Raw genomic sequence first — 17,037 nt, forward strand, 5'->3', positions numbered from 1 at the left:
ATATTGGAGTTGATCTTCTGTATTTTGTGAGTTGTGGTGACTACAAGTATACAGGGGCAACTCTGTTTTTGTATCGTCAATCGCCGGATTTTCGTGCATAAAAATAGCGTCAAATAATTTCGGTAGTCCGGCAGATCGGGGCTGGAATTATTTGACGCTTATTTGAGTAATCGGAACGGTATAAACTGCGCGATGACACCAAGCGGGCTGCTGTAGCGCGAGCTGAACGTAAAGCTAAGAACAAACGATTCAATGCTGCCTATTCTGTCTTTTTGGATGGTGCATACTCTGAGGCCGCAAGTGCGGAGAAATTAGGTCAAAAAGTTCAGACCACATGGCATGATGCAATTTTTAACGATAATGGTGCGACTGTTGCGGGTAAACAATATGGTGATTTCAATGATGCTATTGAAGCTTTGATCAACAGCGAAACTTCTTTGACCAGTAAAATTTCTGATGGACGCGGTTCAATGACGACTGGCATGAATACTATGTCAAAAAATGTTACTTATGATACGAAGTCCAAACTTGAAACAGCTTTGAAAATCGCCACTAAGGTCGAAAAATTTGCCTCGATGACAACATCGCCAAGTGGGAGCTATCAAACGTATGGTGCAGATTTATCTGAACTGGATTCTGATGCAGCTGATTTGATTTCAACTGGTTTTGATAAAGAATAACTTTAAAAAGGCTATTTTAGCCAATAATACACAAAAATGGCTGATCAGCATCTTTGTTTGTGTGTGTTAATTGTAGTCTTTGATTAAGTTAATTGATTCAGTGTATCTCGGTATCCATGGAGTTTTGAGGTATGGTAATCGTGTAATCGTCGAAGGTTATTGTGATAGGAATAACTCGTTAATTTAACAACATTCGTAAACCAGAATCTTTCACGTAGTAGTAAAGCATAACGCGGATGTACCTAAAAGTCTCAGAAAGAATCTAAGCTGGTTACTGGCGATTATATTATACGTAATGAAATGGATATTAGCTTTTTTGAGAAATCTAAAGGTTATTCGACGAAATACGGCCGTGGATGGATTATATTATATTACCGCGATGAAGCAGCGCTTAAAGCAGGAGAACCGTTTAAGTATCTGTATAACAAGAACAAACAAAGGACCACTAACCTTCGGTATACGTTCTACTCCTCAAGTTATGGATGGGCTTTGGAAGAAGAAAATTTAAAGACGGGAAAGTCTTCACCGCTGGTTGATAATAGCAAAGTTAAGACTTTCCAAGATGCTGAAAAGTTAGAACACTTAGCTAGAGATGCAGGAGCTACGAAAATAGTTCGTCAGTGAATACCGTATCCAAGCTAATCATCTGTTAACGTAAATGACGCATAAAAACACCGATCAGCGTTTGATGTACCCCCCAGATTTGGATTATCATCCAAACTTGGGAGATCGCATCAGTAAGCTGACCGGTGTTTTTATGGCGCTACAATTTATGGCGTTGATAGCCATCTTGTCTGTCAATATCTGAGTGTTTCTCTGCTTATGTGTGGTTTTGCTGATCTAGTTACATTTTCATATTCATTTTCGCATAAGAATCCATACCAGCCATCCAAAGTTCTTCAGGCTTAATGCCGCGTTCTTTGGCGAAGGCGTTCATCAAGGTGTCCATATCCATCAGGTGGTAATGCGGCATCGGCTTGCTTGGATCATAGCTTTGGATCTGTGCCATCATGCCGCCGTCTTCGTGTTCAATAATGTGGCAGTGATACATGTAGACCCCAGGCAGATCGAAGCGAACCAGGATGCGTACGGTTTCGCCAGGATTGACGCCGACGGTATCTTTATAGCCGTGTTCATTAGGATAAGGCGCTTTGCCATTGCGGGAGATCACCAAAAATTGGGTGCCGTGAACGTGGAATGGATGGACCATGCCGCCGTCTTTGGAATTGTTGTTGGTGATGTCCCAATACTGAGCTTCGCCCATGGGTTGCGTCGCGTCAATGCGCTGCATGTTGAACTTTTTGCCGTCGAGCATGACAGATTCATCCATGCCGCTCATGACAATTTTGCGTACCGGGGTATCAGCCGCCACTTTTGGTGCGTGAATGGTGAGCAAATGTGCTGGCAGTTGAGTATTGTCTGGTTTGAACGTATGGATACGGAATTTAAGGATCGGGACATCATCGCTGTACATGGTGACCACATCGCCATCATGATAGTCTTTGAAATCGATCACGATCTCGGCGCGCTCTGCACAAGTCAGCATCAACTTGTTCAAGCGGACAGGTTCCGGCAGTAAGCTTGAGTCACCAGCAATTTGGGTGAATGGTAGATCATCGCTGAGGTGCAGCCGCCATTCCCGCCGGTTGGCGCCGTCAAGCAGGCGCAACCGTAGCTTTTGCGTCGTGACGTCAAACACTGGGTTGACGGTGCCGTTGATCATTGCCGTTGGGCCTTGAACGCCGTCTGGATCGTAGTCAGCGCGATAATCCCACTGATTGTTTTCGTGGAAGCGTCGATCTTGTAAGACGACAGGAATATCGTCGACGCCATAGGTCTTTGGCAGCGGCAAGGCAGATTTATGCTGATCTGTGACCAAAACCATCGTGGCAAGGCCGTGCCAGACTTGTTCAGCGGTACTCGGGCAAGGATGGGCATGCAACCAGGTCGTTGCGGCGGGCTGATCCAGCGTGAAATCGATGTGTTTGGCTTCGCCTGGATAAACTGGGGCATGGCAGCCGCCGTCGACGTAGGGACCACTGACTGACAAGCCGTGCCAGTGGAAGGTGGTCAACTCCGGCAAATGGTTTTGCAAGGTGACGTGGATATGTTTGCCGACTGGATAAACGATGGTTTTGCCAAGGAGACTTGCCGAAAATCCCCATGTTTTAGTTGGGGCGCCAGGCAGGATCTGAGTTTCACCAGCTTGCGCCGTGACCGTATACCAAATGTCTGTCGCAGTTTCTTTGTCAGGCTTCAATAACGGCGGAATCGTCAGCGGCTTTTCAGGCGCTGGGTTCACGACTAGCGGCACATAGCCGCCGTCGTGAGTGTTGAATGCAGGTTCATCGAAAAAGTAATTTGTGTACAATTGTGATGACATCCTAATCGCTTCCTTTGGTTTCAGTTTAACACGATGAGATTACCGACGTGAGGATCATGAGGTTATCCTAATTATTGCAGTATACTAGGATCAAAGGGGAGACTTTGATCATGCAAAATAATTCTAAATGGACAGCGTGGTTCATGGTGATGATGAACTTATTCTTAGTTGTTGCGATGCTGGTAAATCGGGGTATGGTCGCGATGTGGCTGATGACCTTGATCATGCTGTGCGATGCATTCATCGGTTTATGGGCGGTTTATCATCAGCATCAATAAGTTTCTCATCGCCCGCAGCATGCAGACGTTAAGTGTCGGGTTACTTATCAATGAAAAGATCCTGGCTCAACGATCGAATTTGAAACGCAAAAAAAAACACCGGCCAGCTGACGCTGATCGGTGTTTTCGTTTGGACTGGTTAAATTAGATTTCTTCTGGAACCAATTTAACAGGCTTAGTGCCCATCCAGCCACAGATTTCTTCAAAAGTATCTGTGATTGCTTGAGTACCAGGTGCAAGGAGCTTACGAGGATCGTAGCCCTTACCTTGTTGATCCTTGCCAGCTTCGATGTATTCACGAGTAGCTTTAGCAAAGGCCAATTGGCATTCAGTGTTGATGTTGAGTTTGGAGATACCCATATGGATAGCTTTTTCAACTTGGTCTTGAGGGATGCCGGAGCCACCGTGCAAGACAAGAGGCAAATCAACAGCGTCAGCGATTTCTTGCAAACGGTCGAAGTGCAGGCCCTTCCAGTTAGCAGGGTATTGGCCATGGATGTTACCAATACCAGCAGCTAAGAAGTCGATACCAGTTGCAGCTAAAGTCTTAGCTTCTTCAACAGATGCTAATTCGCCTTCGCCGACAACGCCATCTTCTTCACCGCCAATAGAACCAACTTCAGCTTCGACGGAAATGCCTTTAGCATGTGCTAAAGCAACGATTTCCTTAGTCTTAGCAACGTTTTCTTCGAAAGGCAAGTCGTGGCCATCGAACATAACGGAGTTGTAGCCGGCAGCAATAGCTTCCTTGGCAGCTTCGTAGTTACCATGGTCAAGATGGATAACAACAGGGACAGTGATCGCCATGGACTTAACCGTTGCTTCGATCAGTTGCTTGCAAAGTTCGTAGCCGCCCATGTACTTAGCAGCGCCCATAGAAGTTTGGATCAGAACTGGAACGTTCAGTTCTTGTGCGCCTTTAAGGATCGCACGGGTCCATTCAAGGTTGTTGGTGTTGAACGCACCGATAGCGTAGTGACCCTTGCGAGCAGCTTGAAACAATTCAGTGCCGTGTACTAATGGCATGTATAGTTCCTCCTAAAGAATGAAAACTAAATTTTTTTACCCTTTCATTCTAACATAGTTTAATGATTTATGGCGGGAAATTTTGCAGTTCGCCGCTTGCAGTGCTAGGCTTTGAATGATGACGCTTACTTATGCAAACCTTTTTGAAAAAAGGAACTTAAGCGGCTCATGGCCAAACATGGTAAAATATTCACATACCAATTGGTATAGGAGGAGAAACATGACACCGAAGATCAACGACATTACCCCAGCAGAATGGGATCTGATGCGGATCGTGTGGACTAAAGGGGACGTCCACAGTCGCGACCTGATCACGTTGTTACAGCAAAAACGCGATTGGTCCGAATCCACGATCAAAACGCTGCTGGGCCGCTTAGTCAAAAAAGGCCTGTTACAAGTGGCCAAATCTGGACACCGCTTCACTTATTCTGCCACAGTAGATGAACGCGTGGCGATGGATGAAACCGTCCAAGAATTATTCGCGCATTTATGCGCCATGAAAAAAGGTCAAACGTTGGTCAACTTGGTGCAAACCACCACGATGACGCAAGCTGACTTGCAAGCCTTGCAACAAGTTGTCCAACAAAAGTTAGTCGATGCCCCGAATATGGTCACTTGCGACTGTTTACCAGCAGGTAATGGCGACGGTTGCGCCAATTAAATCAAAGCAAACGCATAGGCCGCCATCAGCGGCCTATTTTTACGGTCAAGGCCACAAGAAATCATCTACTGCCGCGGCCACGCGGGGATTGTCGCGCAAACGGGTATGCTGGGCGTTAGGACCGGTGAAGCGCAATTCTTGATAACTGCTGGTGTGCCCTGCCAGCAAAAAACCTAAGGCGCGACTAGAGGCATTTAAGATCTTGCCGTCAGAATGTGAGCCATCGTCTAAGTCACCATAAATATTCAACACTGCCAAGCGCGGGAAGCGATGCCGCAGTAAATAGGCCATGCGATAATCTGGCGCCATTAAATGGGGCTGTCCGTTTTGATCTAAGTGATTGTGCAACGGTTGCATGTGCATGCGGGCAATACTGTCAAAAGGCCCAGCGATCGCGGCCCATTTTGACACTCGTGGTAAGTTAGGGGATTGGCCCCAGCGCAGCAAGTACCACTCCACTGCCGTATTGCCTAGTGAATGCGCCACGAAGTTCACTTGTTGGACATGATAGCGGGCTTTGAGCCCAAGCATGACGCCATGCAGATACATGCGCAACCGGTGATAATCCACGGTGCGGCTATCTGCAAACACCACTTGCACCAGTGGATGCACCATGTGGTCAGTGAGCCGACCGGAAAACGCGACGTTGCCGTCAGGGCTGACTGTGGCGATCAGCGCAGGTGTCGCTTGCGCATCACGGTGGGCGGCAACCATTAATGGCCGCATCGAGCGGATATTGCCGTGGTGGCCGTGAACATATAGCGTCACCGGTTGGGAGATCGTACTGGCGAAAGTTTGGTGCATTGGCGCAAAGCCGATCACACCAATAAAAGTGAAAAGCAACCACCATTGTCGCTTCATGTTGCCGCCCTCCAGATCCTCAAAGATACTTGATTTTACCGCAAGCGCCGACTGGCTAGTGAGAACGCAAACGAAATTTAACCTGATATAGGTTTTAACTATATGTCGTGATAGGAAAAGACGATGCCTAATTCGTTGACACGTTATGCAGATGTGGCTATGATGAGTTCAACATAAAGAAGCGATTAGAAGATGAGTAGCCGATCAGTTGAGTTTTAACAGAGAGCCGCGATTTGGTGCAAGGCGGTAAATTCAAGCCGGTGAAGATGGTCTTGTCAGTTCGCTGGCATTCAAGCAATATGCGAAAGTGTCATGGGTGCGCCCATTATCGCGCCGGAGTCTGATCGGACTTCACGAGGTGTAGCGTGTGAACGCTACATGAATCAAGGTGGTACCACAGCATCGCTGTCCTTGACGTCTATTACAGGCGTCAAGTGCGGCGCTTTTTTTATTGAGGAGGAGTTTATCATGACCAAAACGATTATCGGCTATCCACGCATCGGGGAACATCGGGAATTAAAATTTGCCACCCAAAAATATTTCAAACATCAAATCACCCAAGCCCAACTGCAAACCACAGCCAAACAACTGCGCGCCAAAAACTGGGCGACGATCCAACAAGCAGGCATTGACCAGATCCCCACTGGCGACTTTTCATTTTTTGATACCACATTAGATACGGCCAAGTTGTTGAACATCGTACCAAAGCGCTATCAAGCATTAGGGTTGAATGATTTGGATGAATATTTTGCCTTAGCGCGCGGCTATCAAGGCGAGACTGGCGACGTGAAAGCTTTGCCAATGAAGAAGTGGTTCAACACCAACTACCATTATTTAACGCCAGAATTTGACGCTGACACCAAGATTCAAGTCGGCGATTGGCAATTATTCGACCAATTCAAAGAAGCTCAAAGCCAAGGCATCAACGCGCGGCCGACTTTAGTTGGACCATACACGTTATTGCGCTTGAGTCGCTTCTTGGACGGCAAAAAACCAGCTGATTTTGTTGCCGATCTCACCGCGGCTTACACTCAGATCTTGGCCACTTTAGCTGGACTTGGCGCTAAGTGGGTCCAATTAGATGAACCCGCGTTGGTTTATGATCAAAGCCCAGAAGAACTGGCGCTGTTCAAACAATTGTATCAACCGATCCTGGCAGCCAAAGGCCAGTTGAAGGTGTTGGCGCAAACTTATTTTGGGGATGTGCGCGATTCTTACACCACCTTGTTAGCGCTGGATTTTGATGGGTTAGGGCTGGATTTCAATGAAGGTCGCGAAGCCAACTTGCAATGCGTCCAGAAATTCGGCTGGCCAGCAGGCAAAACCTTATTTGCCGGGGTGATCAATGGGAAAAACATTTGGCGCACCAATTACCAACAAGCGCTAGATCTTTTGGCCCAATTGCCAAAAGATGCGGTATTGACCACGTCCACGTCTTTGTTGCATGTGCCATACACCACGCAAAATGAAACCAAGCTGGCGCCTAAAGAACTGAAATATTTGGCTTTTGCCCAAGAGAAACTGGCAGAATTGGCTGACTTAGACACCATCCGCCAAGCCGGCACCGATTGCCCCGCGTATCTCAAAAACCAAGCGTTGTTTGCTACCCCACGCTACAGCGAAAATGCAGCCTTAAATGCCAAGATCGCGGCGCTAAAGCCAGAAGATTACACCCGCTTGCCTAAGCGCAGTGTGCGCTTAGCCCAACAAGCTAAGACGTTGAACTTACCCGTTTTGCCGATGACCACGATCGGCAGTTTCCCACAAACTGCGGCGGTGCGCAAAAATCGCGCCCAGTTGCGCAAAGGGGAGATCACCAAAGACCAATACACCGCCTTTAACCACGCGGAAGTACGCCGCTGGTTGAAGATCCAAGAAGACCTGGGCTTGGATGTGTTGGTTCATGGTGAATTTGAACGCAATGACATGGTCGAATATTTTGGTGAGAACTTTGCTGGTTTTCGCTTTACTGAAAATGGTTGGGTCCAATCTTACGGGACGCGCGGCGTGAAGCCGCCGATCATTTGGGGCGATGTTTCGCGGCCACATCCGATCACTGTGGATGAAACCGTCTATGCGCAATCGCAAACTGATCATGTGGTCAAAGGCATGCTGACGGGACCAGTGACGATTTTGAATTGGTCATTCCCACGCGCTGATGTGCCAGCCAAATTGTCCACCGAGCAAATCGCTTTGGCGTTAGCCGACGAAGTGTTGGACCTGGAAAAACATGGCATCAAAGTGATCCAAATCGACGAGCCGGCGTTGCGTGAAAACTTGCCGTTGCGCAAAAAAGACTGGTATTCAAAGTACTTGGATTGGGCGGTACCAGCCTTTCGCTTAACGGCTGCCAAAGTGCAACCAACGACTCAGATCCACACACATATGTGCTACTCGGAATTTCAAGACATTATCGGCGCCATTGATGCTTTAGATGCTGATGTGATCTCGTTTGAAGCGTCGCGTGCTGACTTGACGCTGCTGGATGTGTTACATGATACGCATTTTGAGACGCATGTTGGCCCTGGGGTCTATGATATTCACTCGCCGCGAGTGCCATCAGTTGACGAGATCGTGGCCACCATCCATAAGATCTTGGCACGGATCCCAGAAGACCATGTGTGGATCAACCCAGATTGTGGGTTGAAAACCCGTGAAGAGCCAGAAACCATCGCCAGCTTGAAGAATATGGCTGAAGCGACGCGCCTGGTACGAAAGGAACTACATGAAAGTCAATCAACTGTTCAATGAACACCAAGTGATCTCTTTTGAAGTGTTCCCACCTCGTCAAAAATCCCCGTCGATCGATTTTTCGCGGATCTATGGCACCATGGACGCCTTGAGCCAATTGGACCCGGATTTTGTGTCGGTGACCTTTGGTGCGGGTGGATCCAAACGCCAAGCTGGGACTTTGGAGATCGCCAGTTTGATCAAAAGCGAATATGGCATCGAGCCGGTGGCGCATTTGCCAGCTAGTCAATTGACCGGCGAACAAGTTGATGCGCTATTAGAGCAGTTTGCGGCTCACGGGATCCAAAACATTTTGGCGTTGCGCGGCGATATTCCAAAAACTGGCCGCGTTGCCAATGATTTTGTCCATGCCAGCGATTTAGTGGCGCATATTTGTGCCACTGACCATGATTTCAACGTGATCGGCGCTTGTTATCCTGAGTGCCATCCAGAAGCTACTGATCTAGACGCCGATATTGCCCATTTGAAGTTAAAAGTGGACGCTGGTGCCAATCAACTGATCTCCCAATTATTTTTTGATAACCAAGTATTTTATGATTTTGTGGCGAAGTGTCGCGCCGCTGGTATCACGGTACCGATCGAAGCAGGGATCATGCCAGTGTTGAACCAACATCAGATCCAGCGCATGGCGCAAATGAGCGGTGTCACCTTACCCGAAAAGTTCACCGCCATGATGGCACGCTATGAAGGCAACCCGATCGCCATGCGCGACGCTGGGGTGGCATATGCCATTGACCAAATCGTGGATCTATTAGTTCATGGCGTCGATGGAATTCATATTTACACCATGGATAATCCCACAGTAGCGGCGCGGATCGTGCAAGCAACGCGTTCGCTGGTGCGCGCTTAAGCAAAAAAGGCTCTGCTTCACGACTCGAAAACTTGAATCGTGAAGCAGAGTCTTTCGCGTTAAAATGGCGAGATGACCCGATCACAGCAAATGCAAACTGCGATTCAAAAACAAAGTGGTTGAATCAAATACTTGATCCAAATAGCCTTCACCATGGGCACTGCCGGCGATCATCCTGGTGGCATGAGGGATGCCAGCTTCACCTAGGGCCTCAGATAAGCGCGCGACCCCACTGGTGGGCACAAATTCATTCAACGAGTTGGCCAAGTACATCGGGCCGGCAGTTTTGGTGACATGGTAAGCTGGCGTGGCCGCGACATAATCTTTTGGCTGGGGCAGATATTGGGTGATGAACCATTTATAAAAGCTATTATTGGCGCCATCTTGATTGATGGTACTGGATGCGGCGGTGGCAAAGTTTTCCGTATCGCCTTGTTGAGGCACGACCTCTTGATGTTGGTCCAACCAATCGGCAATATCCAAAATGCCGCTTAAGCTGACAGCGGGGATGCCGTATTTGATCGCCATTTCCACTGCCATATTGCCACCCGCACTGCCGCCCACTGCGGCGATGGCGCGCTTGTTAAATGGCAAGTCGCGTTTTTGGATCCAAGTCCATAAACGGTCCATGTCTTCAAGCGGTGCCGGCCAGTGTCCGGCGGTATTTTCACGATAATTTGGCGCGATCACAAAAAAACCTTGTTCGGCGAGGCGATTAGCCCAGTTGGCTTCTTTGCGCTTGTCACCGCGAAACCAACCGCCGCCATGGATCATGATGATCCCGGCTTTAGCCGCGCCGCGAGGGGAATAAAGATCTAATGCCAGTTGATGGGCATCATCATAGTAGATGTTTAATTGTTGTGCCATGGGCTTACCTCCATTGAAATTTACTCAGCACTATCGTCAATATAACACCCTTGATCAATTTGGCAAATTTGGTGCATGGCGGGTACAATAAAAGCGTGAGGTGAAGACGATGAAACAAACCATTGCCTTATTAGCAGATATTCACGGCAACGTTTCTGCATTAGACGCAGTGATCCAAGACGCCAACCAAAATCATGCCACGGATTTTTGGTTTTTAGGGGATCTCTTTTTACCTGGACCTGGTACTGCCGATTTATGGCAAAAGCTTGCCGCTTTGAAGCCGCAAGTGTGGTTGCGCGGCAATTGGGAAGACGCGATCTTAGCGATGCTTTGCGGGCATTTTGAATTAGATGACCCAGGCGCCGTTTACTTGGCGACGTTAAGTGCGTATCTTAACGAGCATGTTTCCAGTGCGATCTTGACGCAAATGGCGGCGCACCCGATCAGTGCCGTACACGCGATCAACGGCGTCAAGATCCAAGCCAGCCACAATTTGCCTGATCAAGATATGGGCCACAGCTTATTTCCGACGCAACCGCAGCAAAACTTTGATGATATGTTGGCACCAGATTTGGATATTGCTGTATACGGCCACACCCATCAACAATTGATGCGCATCACCAGCCGCGGACAGTTGGTCATCAATCCAGGCGCCGTGGGCCAACCTTACAGCTTATGGCCACGCTTTTTTGCTGATCAGCGCGCCCATTATGCCTTGCTTGAAGTGGATGACTTTGGCCGAGTGGATGTGAATTTCCGCAAAGTGGACTATGATCGTCAACAAGAGATCAAGCTGGCACAGCAGCGCCACGTCCCATATTCGTCGCAATATGCCTTTTTGCGCGAGTCGGGTTCGACAGTCACACACGACCGCAAGTTGTTGGCTCAAGTCAACGCCGCACACGATTATGTCGATCGTGTTGCGCGCTATTATCACAAACAACACTGATATTGAAACCGAGGTCGCAGATCTCGGTTTTTTTGTTTGTGGTAGGGCCGTTTGAATTTGAGCCTTCAACATCCGATAAGCGAGGTCACTTCGACAGGGTTTGGCACTAGTATGTATGACCTACTAGTGCCAAACTGTTGGATCAGTGATTTCGACCAACCCAGAAAAGTTGTGAGCGGAGGTGAATTGGCATCACGGAGGAAAACTGGTCAATTGCCGTGACAGTAAAATCAAGGATGACGCCGAACTTTGGCGGCATCCGTAGATTTTACCGGCAGATCTTGAAACAGCGGGGTTTGCTGGTTCAAGATCTAGGCGTAAGAACATCGGCGGGTCGTGCCGATTTCTGAAGCCGGCCGCACGGCAACTTGACCAGTTTTCCGTAGTGGTGCCAATTCACCGGCGCTCACAGCTTTTCGGATGTGCGTTTTATTAATTTATGAAAACTTGTTGACAGAATTATGAGAGAAGATTAATATAGTCTCATACTTAATTCACAGGAGGTTGTCAGGATGACAAACGCAACGCAAAATCAGAAACAAAATCAAATTCTGGCAACCTTGTTGTTGAGCATCGACGTGTTGATATAGTCGGTGCCCAGTTCGCATGCTGGCCACCGACTTATCCGGTGGCTGGTTGACACGATTCGACTAGCTAAGGTCTATATGACCATGACTAGTCGAATTTTTTTATGGAAAAACAGGAGGAATCACCTTGGCTCATCAAATTGCGATCCTAGCAGGCGACTATATCGGCCCAGAAATCATGGCTTCAGCGCAAAAAGTGTTGGCGCACACCGCCAAGAAATTTGATTTTGATTATACCACCACCGCTTATCCCTTCGGCGGCGCGGCGATCGATCAATGCGGCGAGCCGCTGCCGCAAAGTACCATCGCCGGCGCCAAACAAGCTGACGCGATTTTGTTAGCGGCCATCGGCGGGCCGAAGTGGGATCACGCGCCGCAACGCCCTGAAGCAGGGTTGTTGGCGATCCGCCAAGCGCTAGGGTTGTATGCCAATATTCGCCCGACAAAAATCAGCCCGAGCCAAGTGGCAGATTCACCGATCAAAGCGCAGATCGTGCGTGGTACCGATTTTGTGATCGCCCGTGAATTAACTTCCGGCGCATATTTTGGCAAACCACGGGAGCTGGCCGAAGATCACGCCATCGACACGATGTATTATTCAAAAGCCCAAGTCGAGCGCATTATGATCACCGGCTTTGATATGGCGATGCAGCGCAAACAACATGTGACCATCGTCGACAAATCCAATGTGTTGGCCACCTCGAAATTTTGGCGTCAAACCGCTGAGCGTATCGCCAAGCGCTACCCAAAAGTGACGGTTGACTACCGCTATATCGATGCGACCACCATGGCGATCATGACAAAACCCACGGCGTTTGATGTGATCATCACGGCAAACTTGTTTGGCGACATTTTGTCGGATGAAGCCGCCCAGATCACTGGCTCTATCGGCACGATCCCGTCGATGTCAGCAGGCGCGACTGGCCCTAACTTATATGAACCGATCCATGGCTCGGCGCCAGATATTGCTGGCAAAGGCATCGCCGATCCGATCGCCATGGTCAAAAGCGTGGCGATGATGATGCAATATTCATTCAACCAACCGCAAATCGCCCAAGCCATTGAAGCCGCTTGTGATCAAGTGATCGCCAGTGGCATCACGACCCCAGATCTTGGTGGGGAGGCATCCACTGATGAAGTAACTGACGCGATCATCGCGCATATCTAATTGAAAGAAGACGACTCAAATGACGACAATGTTAGACAAACTTTGGCAAGATCATGTGGTAGCAGGCAAACCAGGTGAACCGCAATTGCTGTATATCGATTTGCAGTTGATCCATGAAGTGACCTCGCCGCAAGCGTTTGAAGGCTTGCGCATGAATCATCGTCAAGTGCGTCGCCCAGATTTGACTTTTGGGACGATGGATCACGATGTGCCAACGGAAAACATTTTTAACATTCAAGATACGATCGCCAAAGCCCAAATCGACACCTTGGAAAAAAACTGTCAGGAATTTGGCATCACCTTAGCGAAGATCGGCGATTCGCGGCAAGGTATCGTGCATGTGGTGGGGCCAGAACGTGGCTTGACCCAACCTGGCAAAACCATTGTGTGTGGGGATTCGCATACGTCAACGCATGGCGCGTTTGGCGCGTTGGCCTTTGGGATCGGCACCAGTGAAGTGGAACATGTGATGGCCACGCAAACGATTTGGCAAACCAAGCCTAAAGCCATGGGCGTGCATTTAACCGGCAAATTACCCCATAACGTGTTCCCTAAAGACATTATCATGGGCTTGATCGGCAAATATGGCGTGGCGTTTGGCCAAGGTTATGCGATGGAGTTTTTCGGCGACACAGTTGACGACATGTCGATGGAAGGGCGCATGACCATTTGCAACATGTGTATCGAAGGCGGGTCCAAAACCGGCATGTGCGCCCCAGATGCCAAAACCTATGACTATGTTTCTGGCCGCGAATATGCGCCTAAAAATATGGCCAAAGCGATCGCCTATTGGCAAAAGTACAAAACCGATGACATCAGCGATTTTGACAAAGTGATCGAATTTGACGTGTCGCAACTGGCACCTATGATCACTTGGGGCACTAACCCAGGCATGGCCACGTCAGTGCGAGAGCCTTTACCTGAGATCCAAGATGCCGATGACCAAAAAGCCTATGACTACATCGGCTTACATCCTGGCATGAGTGCCAGTGAGATCCCGCTGGATTATGTGTTTATCGGTTCCTGCACCAATGGGCGTTATGAAGATCTCAAAACTGCCGCGAAATTTATGCAAGGCAAACATATCGCGCCAAATATCACGGCATGGGTCGTGCCAGGCTCGCGGGCGGTGCGTGATCGGTGCATGGATGAAGGCATCGCGCAGATCTTTATCGACGCAGGATGTGAATGGCGTGAGCCAGGATGTTCCGCTTGCTTGGCGATGAATCCTGACAAGATCCCAGCAGGTAAGCATTGTGCGTCGACCTCTAACCGGAACTTTGAAGGTCGCCAAGGCGCAGGGTCTCGAACGCACTTAGCTAGTCCCGCAATGGTCGCAGCCGCTGCAGTGGCAGGACATTTTGTTGACATTTCACAAGCCGTGACAGCATAGGAGGCAAACATGGAAGCATTCACTACAGAAACCAGCAAAGCCATTGTCATTCCCAATGACGACATTGACACGGATATTTTGATCCCAAAGCAATTCTTGAAAAACATTTTGCGTACCGGCTTTGGCATCAACGCCTTTTATCCTTGGCGCTATCACGACGACGGCACCCCAGTTGAAGATTTCCCGTTGAACCAAAAAGCCCACCAAGGTGCCACGATTTTGATCACTGGCGACAACTTCGGCTGCGGCTCTAGTCGCGAGCACGCGGTGTGGGCGTTGACTGATTATGGGTTTCGTGCTGTGATCGCCGGTGGCTTCTCCGATATTTTCTTTATGAACGCCACCAAAAACGGCTTGTTGCCGATCATTTTGCCAGAAGCTGATCGTGCGATCTTACGTCAGTGCCAAGCAGATGAACCAGTGACCATCGACTTGGTCCAACAAATCGTCAAATTTCGTGATCACACGTTTCATTTTGACATCAACGCCACTTGGAAAGAGAAGTTCCTCAAAGGCCAAGATGATATCAGCTTAACGGAACAATATGAAGACCAAATCAAAGCCTACGAGGCCAAGCGCCCAGTGTTTGAGTAATGAAAAGTCTGCAAGCCACGACGGATCTTAGGCATCGCGGTGATGGCGTTGATCGCTGTGGCAGTTGTCGGCTTCTTTGGCCCAGAAACAACCGCGAAATTAAATAGGTTTCCCTTTTCAACTTCGATGGTACTAGTGGTCATCGAAGTTTTTTTGATGCCAGTCGTTTGGCTTGGAGACACCGAATCGCCACCATTTGAAAGTCAAACGACCGGCGTTAATTAGCATGACTTGGACTTTGCTTGGGTCACTAGTATGCAATACCTATTAGTGACGATCCGATCAGTTAGTGATGATGAGCGATCCAAAACATCGGTGGAGAATGGGTCGTTTTTTGCCGCCCACCAATTTTCTTCCTGCCGAAAATCAAAATAGTTATCTAATTATAACAATAACCGAACACTTTCGAACCGTGGGGCGAGCATGATATAATCAAGGTGACGCACGCATTGATTTGCAAGGCAAGGCTTTGCGAAAGGATGACAGCCATGAAAATTATTGTGATCGGGGCGACCCATGCCGGCACCTTTGCTACGCAACAAATTTTGACGACTCACCCAACGGATCAAGTCGTTGTGTATGAGCGCAATGACAACTTATCGTTTTTATCTTGCGGCATTGCACTTTGGGTCGGCGACCATGTATCAGATCCTTCAAAAATGTTTTACGCCACGCCAGAAGACTTGACCAAACTAGGCGCTGATATGCGCATGGGCCACAATGTCCAAGCCGTGGATGCCGACAACAAAACCGTCACCGTGCAAAACCTGCAAACTGGCGAACAATTCACCGACGCTTATGACAAATTGGTGTTTACCCCAGGCTCTGCGCCGATCACGCCGCCGATTGCCGGCATCGATGATCCGCGGATCTACTATTGTAAGGACTATGCCGATGCCCAGCGGTTAAAAGCCATCACCCCAACGATCAACTCTGCGGTGGTGATCGGTGCCGGCTATATTGGCGCTGAAATTGCTGAACAATTTGCTTTAGCAGGCAAAAAAGTGACCTTGATCGATGCTCTAGATCGCGCGTTAGCCAAAAACTTCGATCCTGAGATCACGGATCAAATCGAAACCGCTTATCAAAAACACGGCACGACTTTGGCATTAGGGCAAAAAGTTGAACGCTTTGATGGCGGCGAACAGATCACGGTGACCACTGATGCTGGGCAATACTCAGCCGATATTGCCGTGCTTGCGATCGGTTTTCGCCCGCATACTGAATTGCTTAAAGGCCAAGTGGACATGCTGCCAAATGGTGCGATCGTGACCGATGCGTATATGCAAGCGTCACGTCCGGAAATTCTGGTTGCCGGCGACGCGGCAGCAGTGCATTTTAATCCAACAGGCAAGCCTGATTATATTCCGCTGGCAACCAATGCAGTGCGCCAAGGCGTTTTAGTGGGGGACAATATCCACGGTGCAAACGTGCAATACGTTGGGACGCAAGCCACCAGCGCTGTGGCGTTGTTTGGGTACACCATGGCGACGACTGGTTTGACGGTGGCAGGTGGCAAAGCACGCGGCTTGAATTTGGTCAGCACCACCATCACGGAAGCCTATCGACCAGAGTTTATGTTGACGACGACGCCAGTGACAGCGACTTTAGTTTGGGAGCCAGTATCACGCCAAATCAAAGGCGCGGCATTCTTTTCCAAACACGATGTTTCCATGTCAGCTAATTTGGTTTCGTTGGCGATTCAAACTGGCCAAACCATCGATCAGTTGGCAATGCTTGATACGTTCTTTCAACCTAACTTTGATCAGCCGATCAACTGGGTGAATAAAGTGGCGATGCAAGCTGTTGCATTGAGCTGATCGCCTGCGATGCTTTTATATCAATCTGACCAAAATAAAAAACGCAAATTGCAAGAACAAGTTAGCCACCCCATGGCACGACACCGTGAGATGAACTGTTATCTTTGATGAGTTGAGTTAGCTGGCTACGACTACCTTGGCAGCTCGTCGCTGAGCTCGAGCGCGCTCA

The 17,037-nt window shown here is 48.8% G+C and carries 16 protein-coding genes; 11 read left to right on the forward strand and 5 right to left on the reverse strand.

What is annotated here, in order from left to right:
• Positions 1-272 precede the first annotated feature (272 nt).
• Together ACKTSG_RS11225 and ACKTSG_RS11230 are read left to right on the forward strand one after the other, a co-directional pair.
• Positions 273-680, forward strand: a complete 408-nt coding sequence (locus tag ACKTSG_RS11225; RefSeq protein WP_407894824.1) for a hypothetical protein — start codon at positions 273-275, stop codon at positions 678-680.
• Positions 681-1,169: 489 nt separating this feature from the next.
• Complete coding sequence (locus tag ACKTSG_RS11230; protein WP_407894826.1) at positions 1,170-1,304, forward strand: hypothetical protein; 135 nt, start codon at positions 1,170-1,172, stop codon at positions 1,302-1,304.
• A 220-nt stretch (positions 1,305-1,524) separates the two neighbouring features.
• Here the strand turns inward: ACKTSG_RS11230 and ACKTSG_RS11235 are convergent, their stop codons facing one another.
• Complete coding sequence (locus ACKTSG_RS11235; protein WP_407894828.1) at positions 1,525-3,063, reverse strand: multicopper oxidase family protein; 1,539 nt, start codon at positions 3,061-3,063, stop codon at positions 1,525-1,527.
• 110 nt (positions 3,064-3,173) lie between these two features.
• Here ACKTSG_RS11235 and ACKTSG_RS11240 point away from each other — a divergent pair, with 110 nt between their 5' ends.
• On the forward strand, positions 3,174-3,341 hold the full coding sequence (locus ACKTSG_RS11240; RefSeq protein WP_407894829.1) for a hypothetical protein: 168 nt from the start codon (positions 3,174-3,176) through the stop codon (positions 3,339-3,341).
• A 144-nt stretch (positions 3,342-3,485) separates the two neighbouring features.
• Here the strand turns inward: ACKTSG_RS11240 and fba are convergent, their stop codons facing one another.
• On the reverse strand, positions 3,486-4,367 hold the full coding sequence (gene fba / locus ACKTSG_RS11245; RefSeq protein WP_407894831.1) for a class II fructose-1,6-bisphosphate aldolase: 882 nt from the start codon (positions 4,365-4,367) through the stop codon (positions 3,486-3,488).
• Between the two features lie 220 nt (positions 4,368-4,587).
• On the opposite strand from fba, the gene ACKTSG_RS11250 reads away from it, so the two are divergent.
• On the forward strand, positions 4,588-5,028 hold the full coding sequence (locus tag ACKTSG_RS11250) for a CopY/TcrY family copper transport repressor (protein ID WP_407894833.1): 441 nt from the start codon (positions 4,588-4,590) through the stop codon (positions 5,026-5,028).
• Between the two features lie 45 nt (positions 5,029-5,073).
• Here ACKTSG_RS11250 and ACKTSG_RS11255 read toward each other — a convergent pair whose 3' ends face one another.
• On the reverse strand, positions 5,074-5,889 hold the full coding sequence (locus tag ACKTSG_RS11255) for an alpha/beta hydrolase (protein WP_407894835.1): 816 nt from the start codon (positions 5,887-5,889) through the stop codon (positions 5,074-5,076).
• 468 nt (positions 5,890-6,357) lie between these two features.
• On the opposite strand from ACKTSG_RS11255, the gene metE reads away from it, so the two are divergent.
• Together metE and metF are read left to right on the forward strand one after the other, a co-directional pair.
• Positions 6,358-8,640, forward strand: a complete 2,283-nt coding sequence (gene metE, locus ACKTSG_RS11260; RefSeq protein ID WP_407894837.1) for a 5-methyltetrahydropteroyltriglutamate--homocysteine S-methyltransferase — start codon at positions 6,358-6,360, stop codon at positions 8,638-8,640.
• The gene (metF, locus tag ACKTSG_RS11265) at positions 8,615-9,490 is read left to right on the forward strand and encodes a methylenetetrahydrofolate reductase [NAD(P)H] (RefSeq protein ID WP_407894839.1); all 876 of its coding nucleotides are present in this window, start codon (positions 8,615-8,617) and stop codon (positions 9,488-9,490) included. The genes metE and metF overlap by 26 nt, the downstream gene beginning before the upstream one ends.
• An 81-nt stretch (positions 9,491-9,571) precedes the next feature.
• Here metF and ACKTSG_RS11270 read toward each other — a convergent pair whose 3' ends face one another.
• On the reverse strand, positions 9,572-10,357 hold the full coding sequence (locus ACKTSG_RS11270; RefSeq protein WP_407894841.1) for an alpha/beta hydrolase: 786 nt from the start codon (positions 10,355-10,357) through the stop codon (positions 9,572-9,574).
• Positions 10,358-10,466: 109 nt separating this feature from the next.
• On the opposite strand from ACKTSG_RS11270, the gene ACKTSG_RS11275 reads away from it, so the two are divergent.
• The 4 genes from ACKTSG_RS11275 to leuD all read left to right on the forward strand — a co-directional run bounded on the left by ACKTSG_RS11275 (position 10,467) and on the right by leuD (position 15,048).
• On the forward strand, positions 10,467-11,306 hold the full coding sequence (locus tag ACKTSG_RS11275) for a metallophosphoesterase family protein (RefSeq protein ID WP_407894843.1): 840 nt from the start codon (positions 10,467-10,469) through the stop codon (positions 11,304-11,306).
• 708 nt (positions 11,307-12,014) lie between these two features.
• Positions 12,015-13,061 (forward strand): 3-isopropylmalate dehydrogenase, encoded by a 1,047-nt coding sequence (gene leuB, locus ACKTSG_RS11280; RefSeq protein WP_407894853.1) that lies wholly within the window; start codon positions 12,015-12,017, stop codon positions 13,059-13,061.
• Between the two features lie 19 nt (positions 13,062-13,080).
• On the forward strand, positions 13,081-14,454 hold the full coding sequence (leuC, locus tag ACKTSG_RS11285; RefSeq protein WP_407894845.1) for a 3-isopropylmalate dehydratase large subunit: 1,374 nt from the start codon (positions 13,081-13,083) through the stop codon (positions 14,452-14,454).
• A gap of 9 nt (positions 14,455-14,463) precedes the next feature.
• Positions 14,464-15,048, forward strand: coding sequence for a 3-isopropylmalate dehydratase small subunit (gene leuD, locus ACKTSG_RS11290; protein WP_407894847.1), 585 nt, complete (start codon positions 14,464-14,466; stop codon positions 15,046-15,048).
• On the opposite strand, the gene ACKTSG_RS11295 is transcribed toward leuD, so the two are convergent.
• A complete protein-coding gene (locus tag ACKTSG_RS11295) occupies positions 15,018-15,230 on the reverse strand; it encodes a hypothetical protein (RefSeq protein ID WP_407894849.1) in 213 nt (70 codons plus the stop codon). The two genes, leuD and ACKTSG_RS11295, sit on opposite strands and share 31 nt — an antisense overlap.
• A gap of 306 nt (positions 15,231-15,536) precedes the next feature.
• Here ACKTSG_RS11295 and ACKTSG_RS11300 point away from each other — a divergent pair, with 306 nt between their 5' ends.
• A complete protein-coding gene (locus ACKTSG_RS11300; protein WP_407894851.1) occupies positions 15,537-16,868 on the forward strand; it encodes an FAD-dependent oxidoreductase in 1,332 nt (443 codons plus the stop codon).
• Positions 16,869-17,037 lie beyond the last annotated feature (169 nt).

Source organism: Lacticaseibacillus salsurae (assembly GCF_045862175.1).
Lineage (GTDB): Bacteria > Bacillota > Bacilli > Lactobacillales > Lactobacillaceae > Lacticaseibacillus > Lacticaseibacillus salsurae.